The sequence below is a fragment of the Sphingomonas sp. ABOLE genome (genome assembly GCF_003950455.1).
Taxonomy (GTDB): Bacteria; Pseudomonadota; Alphaproteobacteria; order Sphingomonadales; family Sphingomonadaceae; genus Sphingomonas; species Sphingomonas trueperi.
Genome location: NZ_QQWY01000045.1, coordinates 1 through 26,155 on the forward strand (window position 1 = coordinate 1; position 26,155 = coordinate 26,155).

A 26,155-nucleotide genomic window follows, 5' to 3' on the forward strand; every position below is an offset into this window, starting at 1 on the left:
GGACGGACGCTGGTCGATGCGGGCCACCCGGCGGGGGCGGCGGGGCGCCTACGGCCCGGACATTGCCCTGCCCGTCGACGAGGTACGACGCGTGCAGCTGGCCATCGAGATAGCGTCCCTGCACCGTCAGCGCCGCGCCGGACTGGACGTCGGCCGCACCCCGGCCCGCATCGACCAGCGTCCGTCCCGAACCATCCTGCAGCACGAAGCGATCGCCATAGGTCTCGGCGACGCGCCCCTTCACGGTCACGATGCCGCTGGTCTGCGCAAGCCTGGCGACCGCGGTCGGCACGGTGGGCGCCATCTCCACGGTCGGGCGGGTGAGCTGCACCGCGCCCGCGCCGCCCGCGGCACCCAGCGCCAGCAGCGCGGCGGCCGCCACGGCCAGCCGATTGCGCGGCAGCGTGTTCTTCCAATCGGTCATTCCATCAACTCCTCTTGGGTGTTCGATGGCGCCGGTCTAGCGAGTCGCACCCGACCCCCGCTGAACCTTGCGGTTCAGTTTCGGTTTAGGCCCGGAAGCTAGGCGACACGCATGCGGATCCTGCTGGTGGAAGACGACCCCGATCTCGGCCCCGCCATCGCGCGGGCGTTGCGGGCGGAGCATTGCGCGGTCGATCTCGCCGCCGACGGCGTCGACGCGCAGCATCTCGGCGAGACCGAAACCTATGACGCGGCGGTGCTCGATCTCGGCCTGCCGGGCAAAACCGGCGCCGAGATCCTGGCCGCCTGGCGGGCGAACGGGCGTGCGCTGCCCGTGCTGGTGCTCACCGCGCGCGAGGCCTGGGCGGACAAGGTGGCGGCGTTCAAGGCCGGTGCCGACGACTATCTGACCAAGCCGTTCCGCCTCGAGGAGCTGATGATGCGGCTGCGCGCGCTAGTCCGCCGCGCCGCGGGCCATGCCCAGACGCGAATAGAGTGCGGCCCGCTCGCCTTCGAGAGCCAGACCGGCCAGTTCGAGCTGGACGGGCTGCCGCTCAAGCTCACTGCGTTCGAATGGCGGGTGCTGTCGCAGCTGATCCTGCGCCGCGAGGTGGTGATCGAGCGGCTCGACCTGCTCGAGCGCGTCTATGAAGGCGATGCCGATGTCGATTCGAACAGCCTCGAGGTGATCATCGGTCGGCTGCGCCGCAAGATTGGCGCCGAGCGGATCGAGACGGTGCGCGGCCGCGGCTATCGGCTGACCTGCGGCGCGCAGCCCGCATGACGCGCTGGTCGCTGCGCACCCGGATGCTAGTGCTGTCGGCGCTGGTCACCTTGGTGGCGCTGGGGCTCGCCGGCTGGACCATGGCGGGCGTACTCGACCGGGTGGTGACCGGCGGGGTCGACCAGCGGCTCGACGCGCAGCTGGCGGTGCTGGCCAGCGCGGTGCGGGGCGACGGCAGCGTCGATCGTGAGCGGCTGGCGGCGCGAGAGGGCGCCCTTGCCGCCGGGCCGGGCTGGCGCTGGCGGATCGAAGGTCCACGCGAGACCGTGGGGAGCGCCGATTTCCCCACGCTGCGCTCCCCCTTCCCCGGCCCCGTCGACATCGCGCACGGGCCACGGCCCCCCGCGCCGCTCGACGGCGAGGATGCCAAGGGCCGCATCCATGCCCGCCGCCTCGTCGTGGAGAGCAGCGCGGGCCCGGTGACACTGACCGCCGCCGCCCCCGGCCGTGTGATCGGCCGGCCGATCCGCGATGCGCTGGTGCCGCTCGCCAGCGTGATCGTGGCGCTGGCGCTGATCTTCGCCATCGCCGCCTGGGTGCAGTTGCGCTTCGCCTTGCGACCGCTGGCGGCGCTGGTCGCCCAGATCGGCGCGATCCGCCGCGGCGAGCGCGCGGCGGTGGACGAGGCGCAGCCGGCCGAGCTGCAGCCGCTCGCCGCCGAACTCAACGCCCTTGCCGCCGCCAATGCCGCCACGCTCGCGGCGGCGCGACAATCGGCGGCCAACCTCGCCCATGCGCTGAAGACCCCCGTTGCGACGCTGGCGCTCACCGTCGCGCCCGACACCCCCGAAGCCACGCAGGTTCGCCGGATCGAAGGCGTGATCCGCCACACCCTCGCCCGCGCCCGCGCCGCCGCGGTGAACCGGCGGGCGAGCACCGCCATCGCGCCGGTCGCACGCGATGTGGCAGGCGTGCTGGGCACGCTCTACCCCGGCACGGCGATGCGGCTGGAGATCGCGGCGGACGCGCGGATCGCGACCGACGCGCACGACCTGGCGGAGATCCTCGGCAATCTGCTCGACAACGCCGCGCGGCATGCCCGCCGCACGGTCGTCGTATCGAGCGCTGCCGAGGCGCCGGACCGCATCGCCCTCACGATCGACGATGACGGCCCCGGCATCCCTCTCGAACGCCGCGAACAGGTGCTGCAGCGGGGCGTGCGGCTCGACGAAGGCCCCGCCGGCGACGGGTTCGGCCTCGCGATCGTCCGCGATCTGGTGGCGCTATACGGTGGCACGATGACGCTCGAAGAAAGCCCGCTCGGCGGCCTGCGGGTGCGGCTTACCTGCCCCGACGGTGCGACAGCCTAGCGATCACCCCTCGGCGGCGCGGCGGTCGAGCTGCGCTTGACGATTTCATGCTCCAGGACGCGATCGCGGCGGGTCCGCGTCTTGGCGGAGGCGCCGCGCGCTTCGTCCGCCACCAGCGCCAGCGCCTCGGCGGCGAGGCGGCGGACCGGCTGGTGGATGGTGGTGAGCGGCGGCCATAGCGTTACCGCCGCGGTCGTATCGTCGAAGCCGACCACGGTGAGCTGGCGCGGCACGTCGAGCTGGCGGCGGTGCGCGACCGAGACGATCGCCGCCGCCATGTCGTCGTTGCTGGCGAACACCGCGGTGGGCGGCGCAGGCCCGTCGAGCAGTTCCTCGCCCGCCGCGAGGCCCGAGGCATAGCTGAAGTCGCCCTGCACCAGCTGCACGCCCGCATCGGGGAAATCGCGCATCGCATCCTCCACCCCGGCACGGCGCTCGGCGCTCGCCGCCTGGTCGGGATTGCCCATGACGAAGCCGAGCCGGCGGTGGCCGAGATCGAGCAGATGGCGGGTCATCTCATAGGCGGCGCGGCGGTCGTCGATCCGCACGCAGGTGGCGCCGGGCACGCGATAGGCGCCGATCGCCGCGACCGGCACGCCGGCGCCCTTCAGCGCCCGCAGCACCACCGGCGCCTCGCCGAGCGGCGGCGCGAGCAGGATGCCCGAGAGGCCCGAGGCCGCAAAGCGGGCCAGTTCCGCTTCCGCCGGCGGACGGCCGCCATCACCCTTGAGCAGCACCAGCCGCGCGCCCCAGGTCGAGGCTTCTTCGAACACGCCGGTCAGCAGTTCGCTCATGAAGGCGGCGCTGGGGTTGGAATAGACCACGCCGATGCGCAGCTCCGCCGAGGTGACCAGGCTGCGCGCGGCGACATTGGGGACGTAACTGAGCTCGGCGATCGCCTGTTCCACCGCCTCGCGCGTCGCGGCGCTCACCCCGCTGCGGCCGTTGATCACCCGCGACACGGTCATGGCGGAGACGCCCGCCTTCGCCGCCACGTCGATGATCGTCGCCCCCTGCACCGGCTTGCCCGCCTTCGCCACGTTTCTCTCCCTGCCCCGATTTCGGCAGGACGTACGCGATACGGGCGGATCGGAAAAGCCGCGATGCAGCGCCGGCTTGTGCCAGGGGAACGCGCGGCTATGCAGGCTCCATCAAGGAGAGGGTTCCCCGATGCGACACGTCCTGCTGCTCGACCTGAACGACGATCCCGAGGCGATCGCCGCCTATCGCCACTGGCACCGCCCGGGCGGGCCGCCGGCCGCGGTCACCCAGTCGATCCGCGACGCCGGCATCGAGGCGATGGAGATCTGGCACGCCGGCGACCGGCTGGTGATGGTGATGGAAACCGGCCCCAGCTTCGATCCCGAGGCCAAGCGCGCCCGCGACGACGCCGATCCCGACGTCCAGGCCTGGGAAACGCTGATGGACGGCTTCCAGCGCCGGCTCGCCTTTGCCGAACCGGGCGTGAAATGGGTGCCCACCGAACAGATCTTCGCGCTCGCCGACCAGCCCTGACCGGCGAGCACGCCGTCAGAAGGCGACGATCGCCTTCAGCACATGATCAGCCTCTTCGATCAGCGCAGGCAAGCGCTGGGGCAGGTCGTCCGCATCGACGCTGTGAGTGTGCAGCTTGCCGGTGGGCACGTCGCCCGAGCGGATCGCGGCGATCACCCGCTGGAAATCCTTCGCGAGCGCGTTGCGGCTGGCGATCAGCACCGCCTCGCGCTTGTGGAATTCGGGGTCGGCGAAGCTGAGGTCGCCCGGCGCGACGCCGACCAGCAGCAGCGCGCCGCCATGGCCGACGAAGTCGAGGCTGCGGCGCATCGCGGGGAGCGAGCCGGTGGCGTCGATCACCACGTCGAAGCCGTCGCCGTCGGTGCGCGCAGAGAGGCGTTCCGCCAGACCTTCGTCGGCGACTTCGCCGTCGAGACCCAGCTGGTCGCGCGCGAACGCAAGACGCTGGGCCCGCTGGTCGACCAGGGTGACGTCGAACCCGTCGAGCCGCGCGAACAGCGCGCTGGCGATGCCGATCGGGCCGGCGCCGACCACCAGCATCCGCCCCTCGCCGTCCTTGGGCACGCGCGACACGGCATGCGCGCCGATCGCGAGGAACTCGATCATCGCCGCCTGGTCGACGCTCAGCCCCTCGGCATCGAACACCGCGCTCTCCGGCACCACCAGCAGATCCGCCATGCCGCCGTCGCTGTGGACGCCGAGCACGCGAATGTTGACGCAGGCATTGGGCTTGCCCTTTCGGCAGGCGACGCAGTGGCCACAGGCGAGGTATGGGTTGATCGCGACCGTCTGCCCGAGCGCGCGCGTGGTGCCCTCGCCCAGCGCGACCACTTCGCCGCCCAACTCGTGCCCCATCACCCGCGGGTACTGGAGGAACGGGTGGCGGCCGGCGAAGATGTGATAGTCGGTGCCGCACAGCCCGACGCGGTGGATGCGGATCAGCACCTCGCCCGAGCCGGGCGTGGGCGCCTCGCGCTGCACTTGGGTCAGTTCGAACGGCGCGTTGCAGAGGATGGTACGCATGGCATGGGTCTCCTGCCCCAGCCCCTGCCATGAGCGTTCGCATATATGCAAGCCGGTTTTCCTAAGCACCAAGCTCCAGCGCATAGGCGCGGACCGCATTGCCGCCGAACACCGCCGCTTCCGCTGCCGGGCAATGACGCGCGACGTAGCGGGCGATGAGATCATGCGTATCGGCATAACGGCCGGCGAGCTCGCAGACCGGCCAGTCCGACCCCCAGAGGATGCGATCGGGGCCGAAGCAGGCGAAGACGTGGTCGAGATAACGCTCGAAGTCGTCCGGCTGCCAGTCGCGCGCGGCCTCGGTGATCAGGCCGGAGACCTTGCAGCACAGGTTCGGGCAGCGTGCGGCGGCGGCGGTCTGTTCGGCCCAGGGCTGCCAGGCGCCCGCGGCGATGTTGGGCTTGGCGGCATGGTCGAGGATCAGCCGGCCCTCGCCAACCCGGTCGAGAAAGGCAGGCACGGTGCCGAGTTGCGCGGCGTTGACCAGCACGTCATAGCTTAGCCCGGCTGCCAGCACCGCGCGGATGCCGGCCACGAACGCATCGCCCAACAGGAAATCGGCATCGGGCTCGTCCTGTACAACGTGGCGATAGCCGAGGATCGGCCCGGCCTGGCGCGCGGCGATCCGGTCGGCGATGTCGGGCGCGCGCAGATCGATCCAGCCGACCACGCCCGCGATCCGCGGCTGGCGTGCGGCGCAGTCGAGGAGGAAGGCGGTTTCCGCGTCGCTCTGCCGGGCCTGCACGGCAATCGCATGGTCGATGCAGGCCGCCTGCATCGCGCGGGCCAGATCGTCGGGGTCGAAGTCGCGCGCGATGGCGCTGCCGGGTTCGATCCAGCCAAACGCTTCGGGGGTGTAGTGCCAGAGATGGTGATGGGCATCGATCCGCATGCCGCTGCATAGCCCAGCGCAGTGCTTTTCGGAAAGCGCGCGGATCGGCACGCCAAGGCGTTGTTTTGAAAGGCTTGCAACTCCTGCCCCGCAATCCGGTTGGTCCAGCGAGCGGCGTCGCCCGCACCTTCTGCCCCGGAGACCGTCCATGGCGAACAGACAATCCCCCCGCACCGCCGTCATTACCGGCGCCTCCAGCGGTATCGGCCGCGCCACCGCCGAACTCTTCGCCGAACGCGGCTGGCGGCTGGTGCTCGCCGCACGCGAGGCCGCGGCGCTGGAAGCGCTTGCCGGCGCGTTACGCGCGCGCGGCGCGGCGGTGGCGGTAGTCCCCACGGACGTCGGCGACTACACCGCAGTGCTGGCGCTGGCCGAACAGGCGCGAGCATTCGGCGGTACGATCGACCTGTGGTTCGCGAATGTCGGCGTCGGCGCGGTCGGCCGGTTCGAGGAGGTGCCGATCGAGGCGCACGAACAGGTGCTGCGATCCAACCTGCTCGGCCATCTCTACGAGGCGCACGCGGTGCTGCCGATCTTCCAGCGCCAGGGCCGGGGCGTGTTCGTCAACATGATCTCGATGGTCGGTTTCGCCGCCGCGCCGCTGGCCGCCGCCTATTCGGCGAGCAAGTTCGGGTTGAAGGGTCTGTCCGAGGCGCTGCGCGCCGAACAGGCGGCGCACCCGCACATCCATATCTGCGACGTCTATCCGGCGCTGGTCGACACGCCTGCGCTGGCCCATCCGGCCAACTATACCGGCAAGGCGATCCGTCCGCCGCTGCCGCTGGTCGATCCGCGGCGAGTGGCGGCAGCGGTGGTACGGCTCGCCGATCACCCCCGCGCCACCACCATCGTCGGCGCGCAAACCTGGGCGGCGCGGATCGGCCATGCGCTGGCACCCACACTGAGCCTCAAGATCGTCGATCGATGGTTCGAAGGCTATTTCGCCCAGGCCCGGTCAGCGGCCGTCACCTCGGGCAATCTGTTCCAGCCGCCGGGCGATGCCCCTCGCATCGACGGCGGCTTCCGCCAGCCGGTGACGCGGCGCCTGCCGCTGCTGCTCGCGAGCGGCACGCTGCTGGCGCTGGGCGGCGCGGCGCTGCTCCGGCGTCGGGCATCGCGAGCGGAACCAAGCTAGACTATGTTCGTCGCCTCGCCGTTGAGAGAGGAATGCCCATGACGACCAATCCGATGCGCGACCGTACCGAGACCGAACGCCATGCCCATGCCGTCGACGCCCAGAGCGCCCCGCCGCGCGACGGGCGGGTGGATGCGCTGGCCGGCGAGGACCCGGACGGCATCCCGATGACGGGGGAGGAAGATCCGTTTGTCGAGACGGAGCAGCTTCCCCCGGAAGCGGGGGATGACGCGGAGGCCGAGGCGCATCCGTCGTAGCGCCCCTTAGCCCCTCCCCCTTTAGGCGCATCAGGTCGGCACTGCCCCCGGCAGCGCCCGAACAGCGCGGGGCGCTGTTCACCTGATGCGGGGATGGGGTGGGGCAGTGTCTCGCCGAGACCAACGGAGGTTCTGGAATCCCTCCACCCCCAAACCCCTCCTCCAAGGAGGAGGGGCTTATGATCGGCTACAGCACCACATCCACCGCGTGGATTGCCACGCCGACCAGCCCGCCGACCACCGTGCCGTTGATCCGGATATATTGCAGGTCGCGCCCCACCGCATTCTCCAGCCGCGAGGTGACCGTCTGCGCATCCCAGCCGCGGATCGTGTCGGAGACCAGCCGGACGATGCCGTCGCCATAGTCCGACGCCGCGCCCACCGCCGCGCGCCGCACGAAGCGGTTGATCGTCCGCGCGAGCTTCGCGTCGGTCTGCAGCGTGCCGCCGAACTGGCGCAGCGCCTCGCCCATCCGGCCGCCCAACGCCCGCTCGGGATCGCGCGCCAGCCGCAGCATCGCGCCGCGGCTCTGCTCCCACAGCCCTTCCACCCAGCGCTGGAAGCCTTCATTCTCCAGCATCTCGAGCTTGAAGCTCTCCACCTTCGCCTGCAGCTCGGGATCGTGCTGGAGGCGATCGGCGAGGCTCTCCAGCCCCTCCTCTACCTTGGCGCGGACGGGATGCGCGGGGTCCTCCGCCATCTCGTCGATGAGCTTCTTCAGGCCCTCGATGATCTTGGTCGCCAGCGTCTCGTCGAGCCCGGTCCAGCGCATTACCGATCCGGCGCGGGCGTGGACCATCTCGCGGATCAGATGCTCGTTCGCCTCCAGGATGCGCGCCGCGCCGCGCGTCATCGAATCGAGCAGCGGCAAATGGCGGCCATTGGCGATCGCCGCCGCCAGCGCCTGGCCGAACAAAGGCGCGACGTCGATCGCGCGCAAACGGCCGGCGATCGCCCCCTTCACCATGCCGCCGAGCCGCTCCTGGTCGAGCGATTCGAGGATGTTCGCCGCCAGCCGCGACGCACCCGCGCCGATCCGGCCGGTGCCGTGCGACGGCGCCGCGAGCCAGCGCCCGGCCGCGCCCGCCACATCCAGCCGCTGCATCCGCCGCGCCACCACGCGCGGGATCAGGAAATTGGCGCGAAGGAACTGGCCGAGCGTCTCGGCAATCCGATCCTTGTTGCGCGGGATGATCGCGGTGTGCGGGATCGGCAGGTGGAGCGGGTGGCGGAACAGCGCGGTGACCGCGAACCAGTCAGCCAAGCCACCGACCATCGCCGCCTCGGCAAAGGCGCGGACGAAGGGCAGTGCGGGGTGCAGCCCCTGGAAATGGCGGGCGGCGAGGAACAGCGCCGCCATCGCCAGCAGCAGCCCGGTGGCGACCATCCGCATCCGGCGCAGGCCGGCGGGCGGAGGGTCGCTGCGGAGTCGGGGGGTAAGGCTCATGACCGGTGCAACGCTGCGATGACCGTGCGCGCTCCGCTCAGCCTTCGCGATGCACCGCAAACGGGCCGTTCGCCTGGTTGACCGGCATCAGCTCCAGCGTATTGACCGCGAAGTGCGGCGGCAGCGTCGCCACCCACAGCATCGTCTCGGCAATGTCCTCGGCGGTCATCGGATTGACGCCGGCATAGACCTTGTCCGAAGCATCCTGGCTGCCGGTGCGGACCAGCGTGAACTCGGTCTCGACCATGCCCGGCTCGATCGAGGTGACGCGCACGCCGGTGCCGATCAGGTCGGCGCGCAGGTTGAGCGTGAACTGGCGGACGAACGCCTTGGTCGCGCCGTAGACGTTGCCGCCCGGATAGGGATAGGTTGCCGCCACCGACGAGAGGTTGATGATCCCGCCCTTGCGCGCGACCAGCCCCGGCAGCAGCTTGTGGGTGATCGAGACCAGCGCGGTGACGTTGGTGTCGATCATCGTCCGCCAGTTATCGAGCGACGCCTGCTGCGCGGGCTCCAGGCCGAGCGCGAGACCGGCATTGTTGATCAGCAGGTCGATTGCGGAAAAGGGCGCGGGCAGGCTGTCCAGCGCCGCATCGCGCGCGGCGTCGTCGCGGATGTCGAAGGCAAGGGTATGGACGCGCTCGCCGGCCAGCTTCTCCAGCCGATCGGCGCGGCGACCGGTGGCCACGACATGCCAGCCGGCATCGGCAAAGGCGCGGACCGAAGCTTCGCCGATCCCGGCGGTCGCGCCGGTGATGAGTACGGTGGGCATGGCAACTCCTGGAATGACGTTTCGCCTGTCTATACGCGCGCCGGGGCGGTTTGGATCAGCTTTTTGCGAGGAGCGCAGCAACCGCGGCGGAGCCACCGGCCGCGCGGAACCGCGCCCATGCTCGTGCCGTTTCGATCCCCGAGCGATGGAGTATTGGAAATGGCCGCACAGCAGCTGGAAATCGACGACACCACCCTCTTCGACAATCTTGACGATCGCCAGGTGGAGTTCGACGGCCGGGTCGACGGCGAGAACTATCAGTTCGCGGTGCAGTACAGCGTGATCGAGGCGCTGCGCGGCAGCCAGCCCGACGGCGACGCCGAGGACAGCTTTCGCCGCTACCGCGACCCGATCGCACAGGCCGCCCTCACCGCGCTTGCCAACGGCCCGGACCGGCCGATCATCGTGATCAGCGAAAACGACCTCGACCAGGAGGCACAGGCATGACCGAAGCACGCTGGGGCGACGACGCCAAGAATCCGCCGATCGACTGGACGATGAGCGCGGCGCTGGAGAATGTCGTGCGCAGCGGCGGCGACATCGCCGAGGTCACCAATCTGGGCGAGGCGGTGCGCGCGTGGCGCGAGCTGGATCCGGACCACCGGGCGCATGCGGTGCTGCTCCTCGACCATCCGGTGCATATCGATGGCGCGGCACTGAATCGCTTCGAAGGCGAAGGCATCGCGGCGCTCGCGGAGCGCATTGCCGACTGAGCCTCCCGCCAAGTGGGGCAGTTGAAGATTGCAACTGCCCCACTTGGCGGTGCGGAAGCTCCCGCGGCCGGACGAGCGATCAGACGTCGAGATTGGCGACGCTGAGCGCATTCTCCTGGATGAAGTCGCGGCGCGGCTCGACCACGTCGCCCATCAGCTGGGTGAAGATCGCGTCGGCGACGTCGGCCTGGTCGATCGCCACCTGCAGCATCGAGCGGTTCTGCGGATCGAGCGTGGTCTCCCACAGCTGCTCCGCATTCATCTCGCCGAGGCCCTTGTAGCGCTGGATGGCCAGCCCCTTGCGCCCGAAGGCGAGGATCGCGTCGAGCAGCTGCGACGGGCGCGACACCAGGCTCTCGCCCTTGCCGACGGCGACGGGAGCCTCCTCCTCCGGCACGGGCGCATCCACCTCGGTCGCGAGGCCCTTGTTCGACACGAGCTTCGACGGCGTGAGATACGCCGCCGCCTGCTCGCTCGCCAGCGTGTGCAGCTTGCGCGCCTCGGCGGAGACGAGGAAGCTCGCCTCGACGATATGGTGGTCGGTCACACCGCGCCACAGCCGCTCGAAATGATAGCCGCCATCCTCGGTGATGCGCGCGCTCCACCGGGCTTCGGTGTCGGCCGCGTCGAGCCGGTGGACGACGGTCTTCAGCTCCTCGGCGTGCCGCTCGCGGCTCACCGACGGATCGAGCGCGCCGCCCAGCGCCAGCGATTCGATGATCATCGGATCATAGCGGCGCGGCACGTAGCGCATGAGGGTACGCATGCGACGGGCATGCTCGACCAAAGTCCGCAGGTCCTCGCCCGAACGCTGGCTGCCATTGGTGTCGAGCACCGTGCCGCCCACGCCGGCATCGACCAGATACTGGTCGAGTGCCGCATCGTCCTTGAGGTACACCTCCGAGCGGCCCTTGGTCGCCTTATAGAGCGGCGGCTGGGCGATATAGAGGTGCCCGTTGGTGATGATCTCGGGCATCTGGCGGTAGAAGAAGGTCAGCAGCAGCGTGCGGATGTGCGCGCCGTCCACGTCGGCGTCGGTCATGATGACGATCTTGTGGTAGCGCAGCTTCTCGATGTTGAAATCGTCGCGGATGCCGGTGCCCAGCGCGGTGATGATCGTGCCGATTTCGCGGCTGGCGAGCATCCGGTCGAAGCGCGCACGCTCGACGTTGAGGATCTTGCCGCGCAGGGGAAGGATCGCCTGGAAGTGGCGGTCGCGGCCCTGCTTGGCCGATCCGCCGGCCGAGTCACCCTCGACGAAGAAGAGTTCGGACTTGGCGGGATCGCGCTCCTGGCAGTCGGCGAGCTTGCCGGGCAGGCTGGCGATGTCCATCACGCCCTTGCGGCGGGTGAGCTCGCGGGCGCGCTTGGCGGCCTCGCGCGCGGCGGCGGCGTCGATCACCTTCTGGATGATCTGCTTCGCGACCGCGGGATTCTCCTCCAGCCACTCGGCCAGCTTGTCCGCCATCAGGCTTTCGAGCGGCTGGCGCACTTCGGAGGAGACCAGCTTGTCCTTGGTCTGGCTGCTGAACTTGGGGTCCGGCAGCTTGACCGAGACGATCGCGGTCAGGCCCTCGCGCATGTCGTCGCCGGTGAGGCTGACCTTCTCCTTCTTCAGCATGCCCGACTTGTCGGCATAGCCGTTGAGCGTGCGGGTCAGCGCCGCGCGGAACGCCGCGAGGTGGGTGCCGCCGTCGCGCTGCGGGATGTTGTTGGTGAAGCAGAGGACGTTTTCATAGTAGCTGTCGTTCCACTCCAGCGCGACGTCGATCGTCACGTCGTCGCGGGTGCCGCTGATCGCCACCGGATCGGGCATCAGCGCGACCTTGTTGCGATCGAGATACTTCACGAATGCGGCGATGCCGCCCTCGTAGAACAGCTCGATTTCCTTCACTTCCTCGTGCCGCGCGTCGCGCAGGAACAGCCGCACGCCCGAATTGAGGAAGGCGAGCTCGCGGTAGCGATGCTCGAGCTTCTCGAAATCATATTCGGTAATCTTGAACGTCTCCGGGCTGGCGAGGAAGGTCACGCGCGTGCCCTTCTTGCCGTTGGCCGGGCCGATCACCTTGAGCGGCGCCTCGGCATCGCCGTGGCGGAAGCGCATGTAATGCTCCTCGCCGTCGCGCCAGATGTTGAGGTCCAGCCACTCGCTGAGCGCGTTCACGACCGACACGCCCACGCCGTGCAGGCCGCCCGAAACCTTGTAGGCATTGCTGTCCGACGTGTTCTCGAACTTGCCGCCCGCGTGGAGCTGGGTCATGATCACTTCGGCGGCGGATACGCCCTCTTCGGAGTGGATGCCCGTGGGGATGCCGCGGCCGTTATCCTCGACCGAAACCGATCCGTCGGCATTCAGCGTGATCTGGATCAGGTCGCAATGGCCCGCCAGCGCCTCGTCGATCGCGTTGTCGGAAACCTCGAACACCATGTGGTGGAGGCCCGAACCGTCGTCGGTATCGCCGATATACATGCCGGGGCGCTTGCGGACCGCGTCGAGGCCCTTGAGAACCTTGATGGAATCTGCGCCGTACTCGTTGGCGTTGGGATCGTTCGTCTTCGGAGTGTCTGCCATGCCGAGGATATAGGGATTCGAGGCACGGAACGGAAGCAAAATGGAGGGTTAGCGCTTGCGATCCGCCGCGTCGTGATCGTCGTAATTGCGGCGGGTCGCGTCTTCGGTTTCGTCGCGCTGGCGCTTCGACGTGCGGTTGCGGACGATCGCCCAGATGAGCGCGGCCGCAAGGACGATCGGGCCGACGATCACCATCAGGCCCTGCATGCTGGACAAGTCCATGGCATCTCTCTCCATTTTGCCCGGGTCAACGAAGCCCGTGCCCCTTTCGATCCGCCCACGTACCCCCATATCGCGACGCATGGCGCTCGGCAGCTGGCTTACCCCCGATCCTTGCGGGATCTATCTTCCGGCGGCGGATGCGTGGATCGATCCGTCCAAGCCCGTGGAGCGCGCGATCATCACCCACGGACATGCCGATCACGCCCGCGGCGGGCATGGCGAGGTGTGGGCGACGCCGGGCACGCTGGCGATCATGGCGGCGCGCTATGGGCCGCAGAACGGGCGGCCGGTGCACTACGGCGAGAGCATCAAGCTCGGTCCGATCGAGGTGGGCTTCGTCCCCGCTGGCCATGTGCTGGGATCGGCGCAGGTGGTGCTCGATCACGCCGGTGAACGGATCGTCGTATCGGGTGACTACAAGCGTCGACCGGATCCGACGTGCACGCCCTTCCAACCGGTGAAGTGCGACGTGTTCATCACCGAGGCGACCTTCGGGCTGCCGGTATTCCGCCACCCCGAGACGACGGACGAGATCGACAAGCTGCTGACGGCGCTGCGCACCGAGCCCGAGCGCTGCGTGCTCGTCGGCGCCTACGCGCTCGGCAAGGCGCAGCGGGTGATCGCCGAATTGCGCGCAATGGGGTTCGACGATCCGATCTATCTCCACGGGGCGCTCCAGGCGCTGTGCGATCTCTATGTCGAGCATGGCGTGGCGCTGGGCGAGCTGCGCCCGGCCACCGGGGTCGCGAAGAAGGAACTGGAGGGGCGGATCATCCTCTGCCCGCCGGGCGCGCTCAACGATCGCTGGTCGCGGCGGCTTCCCGATCCGATCACCGCGATGGCGAGCGGCTGGATGCGCGTCCGCCAGCGCGCGCGGCAGCGCAATGTCGAGCTGCCGCTGATCCTTTCCGACCATGCCGATTGGGACGAGCTGACCCGCACCATCGAGGAACTGGCGCCGCGCGAAGTGTGGGTGACCCATGGCCGCGAAGATGCGCTGGTACATTGGTGCCGGCTCCGGCAGATACGCGCCCGTGCGCTCGATCTCGCCGGGTTCGAGGACGAAGACGATTGAGGGAGATTTCGTGATGGCGAAGGGCAAGACCTGGGCCTGGGTGGGCGGCCTGCTGGGCGGTGCGGTGGTCGCGGGGGCGGCCGCCTATTACGCGTTCGAGAAGGCGAGCGAGCAGCCGCCCTTCACGCTGGTGGAAAAGGACGGCGCCTTCGAGATCCGCGATTATCCCGAGCTGGTGGTGGCGGAAACCCGCGCGATCGGCACCCGTGAGGCGGCGCTGACTGCGGGCTTCTCGCGCCTCGCCGACTATATCTTCGCCAAGCGCCGCGGCGACAATGGCGGCAGCGGCGGCGAGAAGATTTCGATGACCGCGCCGGTGCTCAGCGCCAAGCAGGATGCCAGCTGGCGGACGCAGTTCGTCATGCCGTCCAAGTTCACGCTGGCGACGCTGCCCAAGCCCTCGGACAATGTCGACCTGGCCACCCGCCCGGCGCGACGCGTGGCCGTGCTGCGCTTCGCGGGCGCGCCCGACGATACGGCGCTGGAGAAGCGCGAGGCGGAGCTGCGCAGCTGGCTCGCGGCCAAGGGGATCAATGGCGGCGCGGTGGAATATGCCTTCTACAACTCGCCGTTCATCCCGGGGCCGCTGCGCCGCAACGAAGTGCTGATCGCGCTGTAACCTGGGGGCGGCGGGAAGCCGCCTGCTGCCTCTCCGCCGTCATCCCGGCGAAAGCCGGGATCCAGTCGCCTCTCGCTCACAGCAGGAGCCGATCCGGAGGCCCCAATGGATCCCGGCTTTCGCCGGGATGACGGCGGGTGGGTCGCGATAGCCTTCCACTTCTGCCGTGATCTTGCCGCGGCGCTTTCCTACTGGAGCCCCATGACGATTCGCCCGCTCCTCGCCGCCGCTGCGGCCTTCGCTTCGTTCCTCGCCCCCGCCTCCGCGCAGGCGCAGGCGCGCGACCCGTTCGGCGAGTGCCTCCGCGCGCGCACCAGCCGCGCCGATCGCGACGTGCTGATCCGCTGGGTGTTTGCCGCCGTCGCGCAGAGCGCCGCGGTGCGCGACATGGTCAAGGTCGACGAAGGTCGCCGCGTCCAGGCCAGCCAGCAGGCCGGTCAGCTGATCACCCGCCTCGTCACCCGCGACTGCCGCGCGGAGGCGATGGACCGGATGAAGCGCGATCCCGGCGCGCTGCAGAACAGCTTCACCGCGCTCGGGCGCGTCGCGCTGATGGACCTGGCGCAGGACCCGAACGTGGTCGGCACGCTCGCCGGGGTGCTGCAATATACCGACATGGGCAGCATCACGATGATGCTGGTGGAAGGCGGCCTGCGCCCCGGCGGCTGAGCCCGCTCAGCGCGCGAAGCGAACCCGGGCGACGACCGGATAATGGTCGCTCGGGTACACCTCGCCGCGATGCGTATCGACCGTCGCGATCCGCTCGACCGCGAAGCCGCGCGTCAGGATCCAGTCGATTCGGCGATCGCCCTTGCCGGTGAAGCCATGGAAGGTGAAATCGGGCCCCTGACGCGGCGCGCCGCCCAGCCAGGCGTCGGCGAGCGCCTTGGTCAGCACGCCATGCGCGGGCCTGTCGGCGGTGGTGTTGAAGTCGCCGGTGACGATCACCGGCAGATCCTTCGGACCCGCCGCGATCCGATCGGACAGCAGCTGCGCACCGCGGGTCCGGGCAGCCTCGTCCTCGTCGCGATAGGGGAAATGCGTGTCGTAGAAGCGGAAGCGGTGGCCATCGCGGGTCTCGAACGTCGCCCAGTTCACCATGCGCGGCAGCGGGTGCCCCCAGGTGATGCTGCCGGGCACGTCGGGTGTGTCGGAGAGCCAGAACTGGCCCTGCTCGACGATCTTCAGCCGGTCGCGCCGGTAGAAGATGCCCATGTGCTCGTCCTTGTGGCCGCCATAGCGGTCGGTGCCGAACCAGCTGTACTGCGGCAGCGCCTTCACGACATCGTCGCCCTGGCGCTGGAACAGCTCCTGCGTGCCGATCAGGTCCGGGCCCGCTGCGCGGATCGTCGCGAAGGTGAGGTCGCGGCGCTTCTCCCATAGGTTGGCGCCGTCGCCGTCGCTGGGCATGCGGATGTTGAGGCTCATCACCGTCAGTTCGGGCGCACCCTGCGCCAGCGCCGGCGCGCACGCCAGCATCGCGGCAAGCGCCGCCACCACACCCCAAACCCGCATCATCAACCCGCTCCTTCGAGTGCCTTCTGGCGCCGGCGTTGTACCGAGCTGCCAATGCCCATCGCCTCGCGATATTTCGCGACCGTGCGGCGGGCGATATCGAAGCCCTTCGCATTGAGCATTTCCACGAGCGTGTCGTCCGAAAGAATTTTCTTCGGGTCCTCGGCGGCGATCAGCGCCTTGATCGCGCTCTTCACCGCCTCGGCCGACACCGCCTCGCCGCCATCCGCCGACTGGATCGCGCTAGTGAAGAAATATTTCAGTTCGAAGAGACCACGCGCGCAGCTGAGATATTTGTTGCTGGTCACCCGGCTGACGGTCGATTCATGCATCTCGATCGCGTCGGCCACCTGGCGCAGCGTCAGCGGGCGGAGGTGCGCGACACCCTTGAGGAAGAAGCCCTCCTGCTGCTTCACAATCTCGCTCGCCACCTTGATGATCGTACGCTGGCGCTGGTCGAGCGCCTTGACCAGCCAGTTGGCGCTGGCGAGCATGTCCGTCAGCCAGGCCTTGCTCGCCTTGTCCTGCTTGCCGCCCGAAACCTCGGCATAATAGGCGCGGTTGACCAGCAGCCGGGGCAGCGTCGCCGCGTTGATCTCCACCGCCCAGCCAGTGCCGCGCCGCGCGACGAAGATATCGGGCGTCACCGCCGGCACGGGATCGCCGCCATAGCGGCAGCCGGGCTTGGGATCGTAATTGCGCAGTTCGCGGATCATGTCGGCGAGATCCTCGTCGTCGACATTGCAGATCCGCCGCAGCCGCGCGAGGTCGCCGCGCGCGACCAGTTCGAGATTGTCGATCAGGCGCGCCATGCACGGATCGTAGCGATCGGCCTCCTTGGCCTGGAGCGCGAGACATTCGGCGAGGTCGCGCGCGCCCACGCCGGTGGGATCGAAGGTCTGGATCACGCCCAGCACCTCCTCGACGCGGGCGAGCGGCACGCCCAGCCGTTCGGCGATCTCGCGCAGCGGCACGGTGAGATAGCCGCACTCGTCGATCTGGTCGATCAGATGCTGGGCGATGAACAGGTCGGGACCCGAGACGCTCGAGCCCGTCTGCGCCAGCAGATGATCAGCGAGGCTGAGGTCGCTGGTGCCAAGGCTGTCCAGATCAGGCCCGTCCTCCGATCCGCCGCCGCTCACGCCGTTCATGCCCAGGCCGCCATCCAGCCCGCCGATCATGTCGCTGGCCGAATCATGGTGGAAGGCTTCGGTCGCAAGATCGACGTCGAGCGCAGCTTCCCCGCTCGCTTCGCCGCCGCCGAGGATAAGTTCGCTCGTATCGGCAGGGCCGTCGCGCGGCTCGAAATCTTCGCTGCTGTCCATAGGCTCGGGCGGGCCACCGTCGTCCCCGCCCTGCGCGTCGAGCAGCGGGTTGCGCTCGACCTCCTCGGCGATGAAGGTCTCGATCTCGAGATTCGACAGCGCCAGCAGCTTGATCGCCTGCTGGAGCTGCGGCGTCATCACCAGCGATTGCGACTGGCGCAGATCGAGGCGTGGCGCGAGACTCATCGCATCAGAGCGAGAAGCTCTCGCCGAGATAGAGGCGGCGGACATTCTCGTCGCGCACCAGATCGTCGGGCGAACCGGCGAACAGCACGCGGCCGTCATAGATGATATAGCCGCGATCGACGATTTCGAGCGTCTCACGAACGTTGTGGTCGGTGATCAGCACGCCGATGCCGCGCTGCTTGAGCTGCTTCACCAAGTCGCGAATGTCGCTGATCGAGATCGGGTCGATGCCGGCGAACGGCTCGTCGAGCAGGATGATCGTCGGGTTGGCCGCCAATGCACGGGCGATTTCGGCGCGGCGCCGCTCGCCGCCCGACAGCGCCATCGCCGGCGAGGTGCGCAAGCGGGTGAGGCCGAACTCGTCGAGCAGTTCCTCGAGCCTTGCCTCGCGCACCGTGCGGTCGGGCTCCGCGAGTTCGAGCACCGCGGCGATGTTCTTCTCGACGCTCAGGCCGCGGAAGATCGAGGTTTCCTGCGGCAGATAACCGAGGCCGAGGATCGCGCGGCGGTACATCGGCAGGCGGGTGATGTCCTCGCCGTCGAGCATGATGCGGCCGCTGTCCGGCTTCACCAGCCCCATCACCGAATAGAAGCAGGTCGTCTTGCCCGCGCCGTTCGGCCCGAGCAGACCCACCACTTCCCCGCGCCCCACCGACACCGAAACGTCGGTCAGCACCGCGCGCTTGTCATACGACTTGGCGATCGAGACGACCGCGAGGCCGCGATCGGGCAGCGGCACGGGATCGGGGGCGGAGCTTTCGGGGGCGGCGATGGCGACGTCGGTCATGACGGCTCCTGCAAGGTAAACGCTGTGAGGGTCGCCGCCAAGCGCGCGGCCGCTTGGCAAGGTTCCTGCATGATAACGCGCGCGAAGGGAAGACAGTGCACGGCGTACCGTGGCATTGCCCGGCTTACTGCTTCGGCGCGTCGCGATTGGGCACGGAGAAGCGGCCGGTCACGCGGCCGCCAGAATTCTGGGTGCTCGGGCCCGCCGTCGATCCGCCGAAGGTAGCGCGGCTGGTGTCGAGGTTGATCGTCAGCCGCGGGCCCGCCGCATTGGCGACGTTGGACCCCGCCTGCTGCAGCGTGACGTTGCCGATCATCGTGATGATCCGCCGATCGACGTCATACACCGCATAGCTGGAACGCGCGGTCTGGTTCGGCCGCTGCACCGTCACCCCGCCCGACGCATCGAGCCGCGAGGCCTGGGGCGAGCCATTGAGCGCGCTGCCGCTATAGGCCACGGTCACCCGCGCCGCCCGCAGCGTCATGTCCGACTGCTTGATGACGACGTTGCCGCTCAGGATCGCCCGGCTGGCCTTGTCGTCGAGCTGGATGTTCTTCGCATCGAAGTCGATCGGCGCATTCGAATCGTGCCGGGCCTGCGCAGCGGCGGGTACGGTGGCGAGCAGCAGCGGCAGCCCGAGGGCGAGCGGAGCGAAAGCGCGAGTCATCAGGGCCTCCTTGCCGGCTTCGGCGTCATCCGCAAGTGCGCATTGCCTTCGAGGGTGATCAGCCTCTTGTCGAGATCGGCGCGCAGATGATCGGCGCGGAAGGTGCCGGTGGGCGTGTTGCCGGTCACCGCCCCGCCGCTTTCCAGCTGGCGCGTCTTCAGGTCGATCGTCGCATCGTTGGTGTTCAGAACATAGCCGTCGCTCGTCTGGAAGCGAATCGGCCCGTCGATCAGCATCTGATCGGTGTTGAGCATGTAGCGACCCTTGTTGGCCACCAGGGTCGCCGGGCCGTCGGTGAGATTCAGTCGAGCGCTCAGCTGATTCAGCTGCACCACCGGTTCGGCCGAGCTGCGCTGCACCGCCGAGCCTGCATGCAGTTCGAACTGGCGGCCCTTGGAATCCTCGCCGCGATAGTCGGCGGCGGAGGTCAGCAGCCGCTCGGGCGACATCGCCACCTTCTTCTTGTCGAGCACGAAGCTGACATCACCACCCATGAACAACGGCGCGCTGACCAGGAACGCGGCGAGCGCGCCAATCAGGATCGGCAGCAGCAACAGGGCGACTCGCACGGCACGATCGTGACTGCTCCCGGGATGGGCCCAGGCGCGGTTCTGCGTGGTCAATCGGGCGGCGATCTCAGACATAGGCTCCCTTGTGGGGAGCCGAAACGGCCGAGACAACCACTCGATCCGTCCATTTACGCATGGGCGAAGATATCCACCTCGGGCCAGCCGGCGATGTCGAGCTCGGCACGCCAGGGGAGGAAGTCAAAACAGGCCTGCGCCATTTCCATGCGACCTTCGCGCTCGAGTCGCTTGTCGAGTTCCACCTTCATCGCGTGGAGGAAGCGCACGTCGGAGGCGGCATAGTCGCGCTGCGCATCGGACAGGTCCGGCCCGCCCCAGTCCGACGATTGCTGCTGCTTGGAGATCTCCGCGCCGACCAACTCGCGTGCCAGATCCTTCAGGCCGTGGCGATCGGTATAGGTGCGCACCAGCCGCGAGGCGATCTTGGTGCAATAGACCGGACCTGCGGTGACGCCGAGATAGAAGCGGATCGCTGCCAGATCGAATCGAGCGAAATGATAGAGCTTCAGCCGCTCCGGATCGGCAAGCACCGCCCGCAGGTTGGGCGCGGCATAGTTGGACTGCGGACCGAAGCGCACGAGATGCTCGTCCCCCGAGCCGTCGGACAGCTGGACGAGGCACAGCCGGTCACGCGGGGTGATCAGACCCATCGTCTCGGTATCAACGGCGATCGAAGCGCCGGGTGCGAACACGCCTTCCGGCAGATCTTCTTCATGGAAATGAACGGTCATCGCGTCCGCGTAGCGGGGTTGGCGCCGCACCTCAATGCTTTGCCGCGCCTGCATGGCTTTGCAATTTACGATTCGAGGAGATAAGGCCGCGCCTACGGCCGAGGCAGCCCTCCGGCTGGTCGCAAAAACAGCACGCTTCGCATGCTGTACACGCTCCTACCGTGGCGTGGCAGACACTTTCCTGCCGCAAAGCAGCCATGCGCGCGATTTTCGTTCGCGCACCCGATTTTTTTGGGGTATGACCTGCACTGTGGCACTACGTTAGTGCCGTAAGACCTGCGTTTTTCGTCCGGCGCTCGGTTTTGATTGGTAGTTTGAGGGCGAACCGGGAAGACGAACAGGGCATGAGTTTCGATAGAGGACGTCGCGGCGAGCGCGGTGGGCGCGGCAGGGACAAGCGCGATGGTTTCGGCGACGATAACTTCGGCGGCGGCGGCTTCGGCGGCGGCTTCGAAGATCGCGGCGGCTTTGGTGGCGGTGGTCGCGGCGGCTTCGGCGGCGGCGGTGGCGGCTTCGGCGGCGGCGGCGGCGGCGGCTTCCGCAGCGGCGGTGGCGGCTTCGGCGGCGGCGGCGGCGGTGGTGGTTTCCGCGGCGGCGGCGGTGGCGGCATGCCCCCGCAGGTGATCGGCGAAGGCACCGGCGTGGTGAAGTTCTTCAACGCGCAAAAGGGCTTCGGCTTCATCGTTCGCGATGACGGCGGTGAAGACGTGTTCGTGCACATCTCGGCCGTCGAGCAGGCGGGCCTGACCGCGCTGGCGGAAGGCCAGCCGCTCGGCTTCACGCTCGTCGATCGCGGTGGCCGCATCTCGGCGACCACGCTGAAGATCGACGGCGAGCCGATGGAGGTCGTCGAACGCGCCCCGCGCGAGCAGGGTGCAGGCGGCTTCGGCGGCGATCGCGGTGCGCCGCGTGGCGGCCCGCAGCGCCAGCTGACCGGCGAGAAGGCGACCGGCACGGTCAAGTTCTTCAACGCGATGAAGGGCTTCGGCTTCATCCAGCGCGATGACGGACAGCCCGATGCGTTCGTGCACATCTCGGCCGTCGAGCGCGCCGGCATGCCGACGCTCAACGAAGGCGACCGGCTCGAGTTCGAGCTGGAGGTCGATCGTCGCGGCAAGTACGCGGCGGTGAACCTGTCGCCGCAGCAGTAACCCGCAAGGATACTGACGGATCGAAGAGGCCGGGCGGCAACGCTCGGCCTTTTTGTTTGGCAAGACGGCTGCGGGAGAGACGCGCGTGCAGATTGCGGTTCTGACCTTCGACGGGTTCAACGAGTTGGACAGCTTCGTCGCGGCTGCGATCCTCAACCGGGTGCGCAGCCAGGGCTGGGCGGCGCACATCACCTGCCCGACGGAGGAAGCGACTTCGCTCAACGGCGTGACGGTTCGCCGCCAGCGCCCGCTGTCCTTCGCCGCGGAGGCCGACGCCGTGATACTCGGCAGCGGCAGCAAGACGCGCGAGATCGCCGCCGATGCCGATCTGCTCGCCCAGCTCCGGCTCGATCCGACGCGGCAGCTGATCGGCGCGCAATGTTCGGGCACGCTGCTGCTGGCGAAGCTCGGCCTGATCGGCACCCTGCCCGCCTGCACCGACCTCACCACCAAGCCTTGGGTGATCGAAGCCGGCGTCGAGGTGCTCGACGCTCCCTTCGTTGCGCATGGCAATGTCGCGACGGCAGGCGGCTGCCTGGCCTCGCAATATCTCGCCGCCTGGATGCTCGCGCGCGGCGGCTCCCTCGCTGCGGCGCGCGAGGCGATCCACTATGTCGCGCCGGTCGGCGAAAAGGAAGCGACGGTCGCCCGGGTTCTCGACGTCGTCACGCCCTTTCTTGGAGCGGCGAGCAACGCGGAGTCCCGCCTCGTCGGGGCTTAGGCGATCCCGTCGCCGCGCACGGCCGGCCCTTCGAACAGCGCCGGTGCCGTCGCCTCGATCGTGCAGACCAGCCCTTCCGGCGCGAAATCGAGCCGCACCTGCGCCTTGAGGTCGCCGGCCAGCGCGCGCTCGAGCATGCGCGTGCCGAACCCCCGCCGCGCGGGCGGCGTTACCGCGGCCCCTCCGCGTTCGCGCCATTCCAGCAGGAGCCGCCGTGGCGCTTCCTCCACCCGCCAGCGGAATTCGACAGAGCCGGCCTCGGTCGACAGCGCGCCATATTTGATCGCGTTGGTGGAGAGTTCGTGCAGCGCCATCGCCACGGTCACCGCGATGCGCGGCTCTAGCCATATCGTCGGCCCGCCGATGCGCACGCGATTGGTGACGCCGCACGAATCGAGCGCGCCTTCGACCACCTCGGCCAGCTCGGCCTTTTCCCAATGCACCCGCGTCAGCGTGTCATGGGCGCGGGCGAGTGCCCCCAGCCGCCCCTCGAATGCCAGCTGGGCCGCGGCCGGATCGGGGTTGCGGCCGATCGTCTGCCGCGCAAGCGATTGCACCACCGACAGCATGTTTTTTACGCGGTGGTTGAGCTCGTCGATCAGCAGGCGCTGGCGCCGCGCAGCCTCGACCAATGCGCGTTGTGCATCGCGCAGTTCGGTGGAATCGAAATAATAGCAGATCACACCCCGCCCACCCCCCGGCAACCGGGCGGAATGGAGTTCCCACTCATAGCCTTCGACATGGTCGACATCGGCGCGGGGCTCGACGAAGGCGTTCGAGCGGTAGGGTTCGCCGGTCTCCAGCGTATGGCGAAAATGGCCGACGATCTCCTCCGCCACCGTCACCGGCCACAGGATGCGCATCGCTTCCTCGAACGAACGGCCGATCACCGGCCGTACGTTCCGAAACGCGCCCTCCTGGCTCCGCTCGTTCATGGCGACGATCGTCAGCGCATCGTCGACGAGATAGATGCCGAACGGACATTTGTTGATCAGCTCGACGAAGATCTCGCTTTGGCGTGCGGTATGCTCGGCAACCTCGCGAACCCAGGCTTCGGGCGCATCGCCCGCGACGCGGCGCAGCAAGGCATCGCGCCCGCTGAAGCGCTCCGACAATGCCGCGGATTCGAAGCCCGATCTGGTCCGCATTACATCTCCTCGGGGAACGGCCCCGCCGAACCGCAGACGCGGACGTGCAGGCGGTTCCCCAAGGGTCTTATCGTTGCGGGCGTGCGCTTGTCCAATCGCGCCCGCGCGCCGGTCAGCGAATGAAGTACCCGACCACGCGCCAGCCGCTGCCTTCCCGCACGAGCATGACCGTCTCGACCGACTCGCGTCGGTCCGCGAAGGCGGTTTGGAACTTCAGGATTTCATAGTCGCCATCGGGCGCCCCGGGCGGCGTCTTGCTCTTGAGCACCGATTCGAACGTGCGCGAAACCACCGCGCCCAGCGGCTTTCGGACCGGCGTCACCATCTCGGCCCAGCGCGCGTCGGAAACCTGGGCGCGGAACATGCCGGCAGCGGCCTGCCAGCTTTCATGCCATTTGCCCTGGTCGACCAGCGCCACCCAGGCCAGGGCGGCATCGAGGCTGGCGGGCGCGTTCTCGGCGGCCGGCGCAGCAACGGTCGCCTGCGGCGCCGGAGCTGGCGGGGCGTGCAGCACGACGGCGGCGACGGCGGCAATGAGCAGCGACATGATGAGCATTCCTCCACTGAGCCAGGCGAGCCGGGGCAATGGTTGCGGCCGGGCAGCTGGCAGATCGGGAGAAGCCATGGATGCCGGTGCCGGCGACACCCCGAACGGCGCGTCCCCCAGCTTTTGGGAGTCCGCCGCCTAGCTTGCGGCCAGCCTTCGCGCGGCTTCGCGGCTGCTGGCCACGCCCAGCTTGCGCCGCGCATCGCGCAGCCGCTCGTTGACGGTGTGCACCGAAAGCTCGAGTTCGCGCGCGATCGACTTGGCGTCGTGCCCGGCGAGCAACAGCCGAAGCGTCGTCTTCTCGCGCTCGGTCAGCGCGTTGTCGTCGCGCGGATGCGGCGATGCGTCCCCCATGCCCATGCCCGCTCGTACGAAGCGGTACAGGGGCCCGCCAGCCTCCCCCGGGCGGCCCCCAAGAAATTTGTCCCCTCAGGTCACCATGCGGCGGAGACCCGCAATGGTGTCTGCCTCGGCGACGGGCTTGTCGGTGCGGATACGGGCGATTCGCGGGAAGCGCATCGCCAGCCCCGATTTGTGTCGCTTCGATTCGTGGATCGAATCGAACGCGACTTCGAGCACCAGCGACTTGTCGGTCTCGCGAACCGGGCCGAAGCGGTTCACCGTATGCGTGCGCACATGCCGATCGAGCCATTTGAGCTCCTCGTCGGTGAAGCCGAAATAGGCTTTGCCCACGGGGAGCAGCTCGCCGGTTTCGGTCCAGGCGCCGAAGGTGAAGTCCGAATAGAAGCTGCTGCGCTTGCCCGAGCCACGCTGCGCGTACATCAGCACGCAATCCGCGGTGAGCGGATCGCGCTTCCATTTGTACCACAGCCCCACCCGGCGGCCAGCGACATAGGGCGAATCGCGGCGCTTGAGCATCACCCCTTCGATCGCCGCATCGCGCGCACCGGCGCGGATTTCCTCGAGCGCGGCGAACTCGACGGCATCAATGACGGCGGAGATGTCGAAGCGTTCGGCATCGAGGCCGAGCACGAACCCCTCCAGCCGGGCGCGGCGTGCGTGCCAAGGCTGCTCGCGGACGTCCTCGGTCCCGTCGAACAGGATGTCGTACAGCCGCACGAACGCCGGGAACGCCGCCAGCGTCTTGGCGGAGACGACCTTGCGCCCCAGCCGCTGCTGGAGCGCGTTGAAGCTGCCCGCCTCGCCGCCCTGCACCTCGCCGCGCACCAACAGCTCGCCGTCGAGCACGCCCGGCGTCGCGAACGCCGCCGCCACTTCGGGGAAGCTGCGGGTGATGTCGTCGCCCGCGCGGCTATAGAGCCGGGTCTCACCGCCGGCATGGACGAGCTGCACGCGGATGCCGTCCCATTTCCATTCCGCGGCATAGTCGGCGAGGCTGACCTGCGTCTCTTCCAGCGGGTGGGCGAGCATGAACGGGCGGAATACCGGCACATCCTCGACGCGCGGCTGCTCGGCGCGACCCTCCGCCCAGTCGAAGAGCACGGCATAGGGCGGGTGCAGCCCGTGCCACACCTCCTCCACCGCGTCGACGTCGAGCCCGAAGGCCTGGGCGAGCGCGGTCTTGGCCAGCCGCGCCGAGATCCCGACGCGCAGCGCGCCGGTCGCCAGCTTGAGCAGCGCATAGCGCTCGTCGGCCTCGAGCCGGTCGAGCATCGCCGCGAGCACCGCAGGCGCGTCGGAGCGGGAGAGCGCGCCGAGCGTCGACACTATCTGCGAAAGGGTGAGCGGCGCGCTCTCGGGCGGCGGCACGGCGGGCTCGGGCCAGAGCAGCGCGATCGTCTCCGCCGAATCGCCGACGAAGTCGCGGCTCATGCCGTACAGCACCGGATCGACCCGCGACTCAATCATCGCGCGGAGCAGCGCCGGCTTCACCGCCGGGAGATCGAGCGCGCCGGTCAGTGCCGCCATCGCCCAGCCGCGATCGGGATCGGGCGTCACGCGCAGATAGTCGCCGATCAGGCGGAGCTTGGCATTACGCGAGCGGGTGTAGATCAGCCGGTCGAGCAGGTCGGCAAAAGCGCGCATGCGCGGCTAGATGGGTGCGCGCGG

At 68.8% G+C, this 26,155-nt stretch carries 29 protein-coding genes and 1 pseudogene; 12 read left to right on the forward strand and 18 right to left on the reverse strand.

Going from position 1 to position 26,155, the window contains the following annotated elements; all coding sequences use genetic code 11:
* A pseudogene (locus CA234_RS20425) lies at positions 1-424 on the reverse strand (hypothetical protein); the annotation flags it as partial.
* 111 nt (positions 425-535) lie between these two features.
* Here CA234_RS20425 and CA234_RS20430 point away from each other — a divergent pair.
* Entirely contained in the window at positions 536-1,207 is a 672-nt protein-coding gene (locus CA234_RS20430; RefSeq protein ID WP_125975778.1) for a response regulator transcription factor, read from the forward strand.
* Positions 1,204-2,517: a sensor histidine kinase gene (locus tag CA234_RS20435; RefSeq protein ID WP_126002626.1), complete on the forward strand. Its 1,314-nt coding sequence runs from the start codon at positions 1,204-1,206 to the stop codon at positions 2,515-2,517. Before CA234_RS20430 ends, CA234_RS20435 begins: the two co-directional genes overlap by 4 nt.
* On the opposite strand, the gene CA234_RS20440 is transcribed toward CA234_RS20435, so the two are convergent.
* Positions 2,514-3,557, reverse strand: coding sequence for a LacI family DNA-binding transcriptional regulator (locus tag CA234_RS20440; RefSeq protein WP_125976860.1), 1,044 nt, complete (start codon positions 3,555-3,557; stop codon positions 2,514-2,516). The genes CA234_RS20435 and CA234_RS20440 overlap by 4 nt on opposite strands.
* Positions 3,558-3,687: 130 nt before the next feature.
* On the opposite strand from CA234_RS20440, the gene CA234_RS20445 reads away from it, so the two are divergent.
* On the forward strand, positions 3,688-4,032 hold the full coding sequence (locus tag CA234_RS20445) for an L-rhamnose mutarotase (protein WP_126002627.1): 345 nt from the start codon (positions 3,688-3,690) through the stop codon (positions 4,030-4,032).
* A 15-nt stretch (positions 4,033-4,047) separates the two neighbouring features.
* On the opposite strand, the gene CA234_RS20450 is transcribed toward CA234_RS20445, so the two are convergent.
* Together CA234_RS20450 and CA234_RS20455 are read right to left on the reverse strand one after the other, a co-directional pair.
* Complete coding sequence (locus CA234_RS20450; RefSeq protein ID WP_126002628.1) at positions 4,048-5,055, reverse strand: zinc-binding alcohol dehydrogenase family protein; 1,008 nt, start codon at positions 5,053-5,055, stop codon at positions 4,048-4,050.
* A gap of 61 nt (positions 5,056-5,116) precedes the next feature.
* Positions 5,117-5,947, reverse strand: a complete 831-nt coding sequence (locus CA234_RS20455; RefSeq protein WP_126002629.1) for an amidohydrolase family protein — start codon at positions 5,945-5,947, stop codon at positions 5,117-5,119.
* A gap of 148 nt (positions 5,948-6,095) precedes the next feature.
* Between CA234_RS20455 and CA234_RS20460 the strand changes: the two genes are divergently transcribed.
* Together CA234_RS20460 and CA234_RS20465 are read left to right on the forward strand one after the other, a co-directional pair.
* A complete protein-coding gene (locus CA234_RS20460; protein WP_125976864.1) occupies positions 6,096-7,082 on the forward strand; it encodes an SDR family oxidoreductase in 987 nt (328 codons plus the stop codon).
* Between the two features lie 38 nt (positions 7,083-7,120).
* Positions 7,121-7,339 (forward strand): hypothetical protein, encoded by a 219-nt coding sequence (locus tag CA234_RS20465; protein WP_125976865.1) that lies wholly within the window; start codon positions 7,121-7,123, stop codon positions 7,337-7,339.
* 187 nt (positions 7,340-7,526) lie between these two features.
* On the opposite strand, the gene CA234_RS20470 is transcribed toward CA234_RS20465, so the two are convergent.
* Complete coding sequence (locus CA234_RS20470; protein ID WP_241213610.1) at positions 7,527-8,786, reverse strand: DUF445 domain-containing protein; 1,260 nt, start codon at positions 8,784-8,786, stop codon at positions 7,527-7,529.
* 37 nt (positions 8,787-8,823) lie between these two features.
* Entirely contained in the window at positions 8,824-9,558 is a 735-nt protein-coding gene (locus CA234_RS20475; RefSeq protein ID WP_125976866.1) for an SDR family NAD(P)-dependent oxidoreductase, read from the reverse strand.
* A 159-nt stretch (positions 9,559-9,717) separates the two neighbouring features.
* Between CA234_RS20475 and CA234_RS20480 the strand changes: the two genes are divergently transcribed.
* Positions 9,718-10,005, forward strand: a complete 288-nt coding sequence (locus CA234_RS20480) for a DUF1488 family protein (RefSeq protein WP_125976867.1) — start codon at positions 9,718-9,720, stop codon at positions 10,003-10,005.
* Positions 10,002-10,271, forward strand: coding sequence for a hypothetical protein (locus CA234_RS20485; protein WP_125976868.1), 270 nt, complete (start codon positions 10,002-10,004; stop codon positions 10,269-10,271). Before CA234_RS20480 ends, CA234_RS20485 begins: the two co-directional genes overlap by 4 nt.
* Before the next feature lie 79 nt (positions 10,272-10,350).
* On the opposite strand, the gene gyrB is transcribed toward CA234_RS20485, so the two are convergent.
* Both gyrB and CA234_RS24485 read right to left on the reverse strand, forming a co-directional pair.
* Positions 10,351-12,843 (reverse strand): DNA topoisomerase (ATP-hydrolyzing) subunit B, encoded by a 2,493-nt coding sequence (gene gyrB / locus CA234_RS20490; RefSeq protein WP_126002630.1) that lies wholly within the window; start codon positions 12,841-12,843, stop codon positions 10,351-10,353.
* Between the two features lie 48 nt (positions 12,844-12,891).
* A complete protein-coding gene (locus CA234_RS24485) occupies positions 12,892-13,065 on the reverse strand; it encodes a hypothetical protein (protein ID WP_164521892.1) in 174 nt (57 codons plus the stop codon).
* 79 nt (positions 13,066-13,144) lie between these two features.
* On the opposite strand from CA234_RS24485, the gene CA234_RS20495 reads away from it, so the two are divergent.
* The 3 genes from CA234_RS20495 to CA234_RS20505 all read left to right on the forward strand — a co-directional run bounded on the left by CA234_RS20495 (position 13,145) and on the right by CA234_RS20505 (position 15,428).
* The gene (locus tag CA234_RS20495; protein WP_126002631.1) at positions 13,145-14,140 is read left to right on the forward strand and encodes a ligase-associated DNA damage response exonuclease; all 996 of its coding nucleotides are present in this window, start codon (positions 13,145-13,147) and stop codon (positions 14,138-14,140) included.
* Between the two features lie 13 nt (positions 14,141-14,153).
* On the forward strand, positions 14,154-14,759 hold the full coding sequence (locus CA234_RS20500; RefSeq protein ID WP_125976871.1) for a heme-binding protein: 606 nt from the start codon (positions 14,154-14,156) through the stop codon (positions 14,757-14,759).
* A 201-nt stretch (positions 14,760-14,960) separates the two neighbouring features.
* Positions 14,961-15,428: a hypothetical protein gene (locus tag CA234_RS20505; RefSeq protein ID WP_125976872.1), complete on the forward strand. Its 468-nt coding sequence runs from the start codon at positions 14,961-14,963 to the stop codon at positions 15,426-15,428.
* Positions 15,429-15,434: 6 nt separating this feature from the next.
* Here CA234_RS20505 and CA234_RS20510 read toward each other — a convergent pair whose 3' ends face one another.
* The 6 genes from CA234_RS20510 to CA234_RS20535 all read right to left on the reverse strand — a co-directional run bounded on the left by CA234_RS20510 (position 15,435) and on the right by CA234_RS20535 (position 20,557).
* Positions 15,435-16,277, reverse strand: a complete 843-nt coding sequence (locus tag CA234_RS20510) for an endonuclease/exonuclease/phosphatase family protein (protein ID WP_126002632.1) — start codon at positions 16,275-16,277, stop codon at positions 15,435-15,437.
* The gene (gene rpoN, locus CA234_RS20515) at positions 16,277-17,785 is read right to left on the reverse strand and encodes an RNA polymerase factor sigma-54 (protein ID WP_125976873.1); all 1,509 of its coding nucleotides are present in this window, start codon (positions 17,783-17,785) and stop codon (positions 16,277-16,279) included. The genes CA234_RS20510 and rpoN overlap by 1 nt, the downstream gene beginning before the upstream one ends.
* A 4-nt stretch (positions 17,786-17,789) precedes the next feature.
* A complete protein-coding gene (gene lptB / locus CA234_RS20520; protein ID WP_125976874.1) occupies positions 17,790-18,572 on the reverse strand; it encodes an LPS export ABC transporter ATP-binding protein in 783 nt (260 codons plus the stop codon).
* A 124-nt stretch (positions 18,573-18,696) separates the two neighbouring features.
* Positions 18,697-19,239 carry an LptA/OstA family protein gene (locus tag CA234_RS20525; protein WP_125976875.1) on the reverse strand — a complete coding sequence of 181 codons (543 nt, stop codon included), beginning with the start codon at positions 19,237-19,239 and terminating at the stop codon, positions 18,697-18,699.
* Complete coding sequence (gene lptC / locus CA234_RS20530) at positions 19,239-19,883, reverse strand: LPS export ABC transporter periplasmic protein LptC (RefSeq protein WP_126002633.1); 645 nt, start codon at positions 19,881-19,883, stop codon at positions 19,239-19,241. Before lptC ends, CA234_RS20525 begins: the two co-directional genes overlap by 1 nt.
* 53 nt (positions 19,884-19,936) lie before the next feature.
* A complete protein-coding gene (locus tag CA234_RS20535) occupies positions 19,937-20,557 on the reverse strand; it encodes a ribonuclease D (protein WP_126002634.1) in 621 nt (206 codons plus the stop codon).
* 344 nt (positions 20,558-20,901) lie between these two features.
* Here CA234_RS20535 and CA234_RS25285 point away from each other — a divergent pair, with 344 nt between their 5' ends.
* Positions 20,902-21,708 carry a cold-shock protein gene (locus tag CA234_RS25285; protein WP_126002635.1) on the forward strand — a complete coding sequence of 269 codons (807 nt, stop codon included), beginning with the start codon at positions 20,902-20,904 and terminating at the stop codon, positions 21,706-21,708.
* Positions 21,709-21,793: 85 nt separating this feature from the next.
* On the forward strand, positions 21,794-22,429 hold the full coding sequence (locus CA234_RS20545) for a DJ-1/PfpI family protein (RefSeq protein WP_126002636.1): 636 nt from the start codon (positions 21,794-21,796) through the stop codon (positions 22,427-22,429).
* Here CA234_RS20545 and CA234_RS20550 read toward each other — a convergent pair.
* From CA234_RS20550 to CA234_RS20560, 4 genes are all read right to left on the reverse strand, one after another.
* On the reverse strand, positions 22,426-23,577 hold the full coding sequence (locus tag CA234_RS20550) for a PAS domain-containing sensor histidine kinase (RefSeq protein WP_126002637.1): 1,152 nt from the start codon (positions 23,575-23,577) through the stop codon (positions 22,426-22,428). The genes CA234_RS20545 and CA234_RS20550 overlap by 4 nt on opposite strands.
* 112 nt (positions 23,578-23,689) lie before the next feature.
* Positions 23,690-24,124: a DUF4019 domain-containing protein gene (locus CA234_RS24680; RefSeq protein ID WP_206431262.1), complete on the reverse strand. Its 435-nt coding sequence runs from the start codon at positions 24,122-24,124 to the stop codon at positions 23,690-23,692.
* Between the two features lie 138 nt (positions 24,125-24,262).
* Positions 24,263-24,484, reverse strand: a complete 222-nt coding sequence (locus tag CA234_RS24685; RefSeq protein ID WP_206431263.1) for a helix-turn-helix transcriptional regulator — start codon at positions 24,482-24,484, stop codon at positions 24,263-24,265.
* Between the two features lie 69 nt (positions 24,485-24,553).
* A complete protein-coding gene (locus CA234_RS20560) occupies positions 24,554-26,131 on the reverse strand; it encodes a cisplatin damage response ATP-dependent DNA ligase (protein WP_125976881.1) in 1,578 nt (525 codons plus the stop codon).
* Positions 26,132-26,155: the final 24 nt, after the last annotated feature.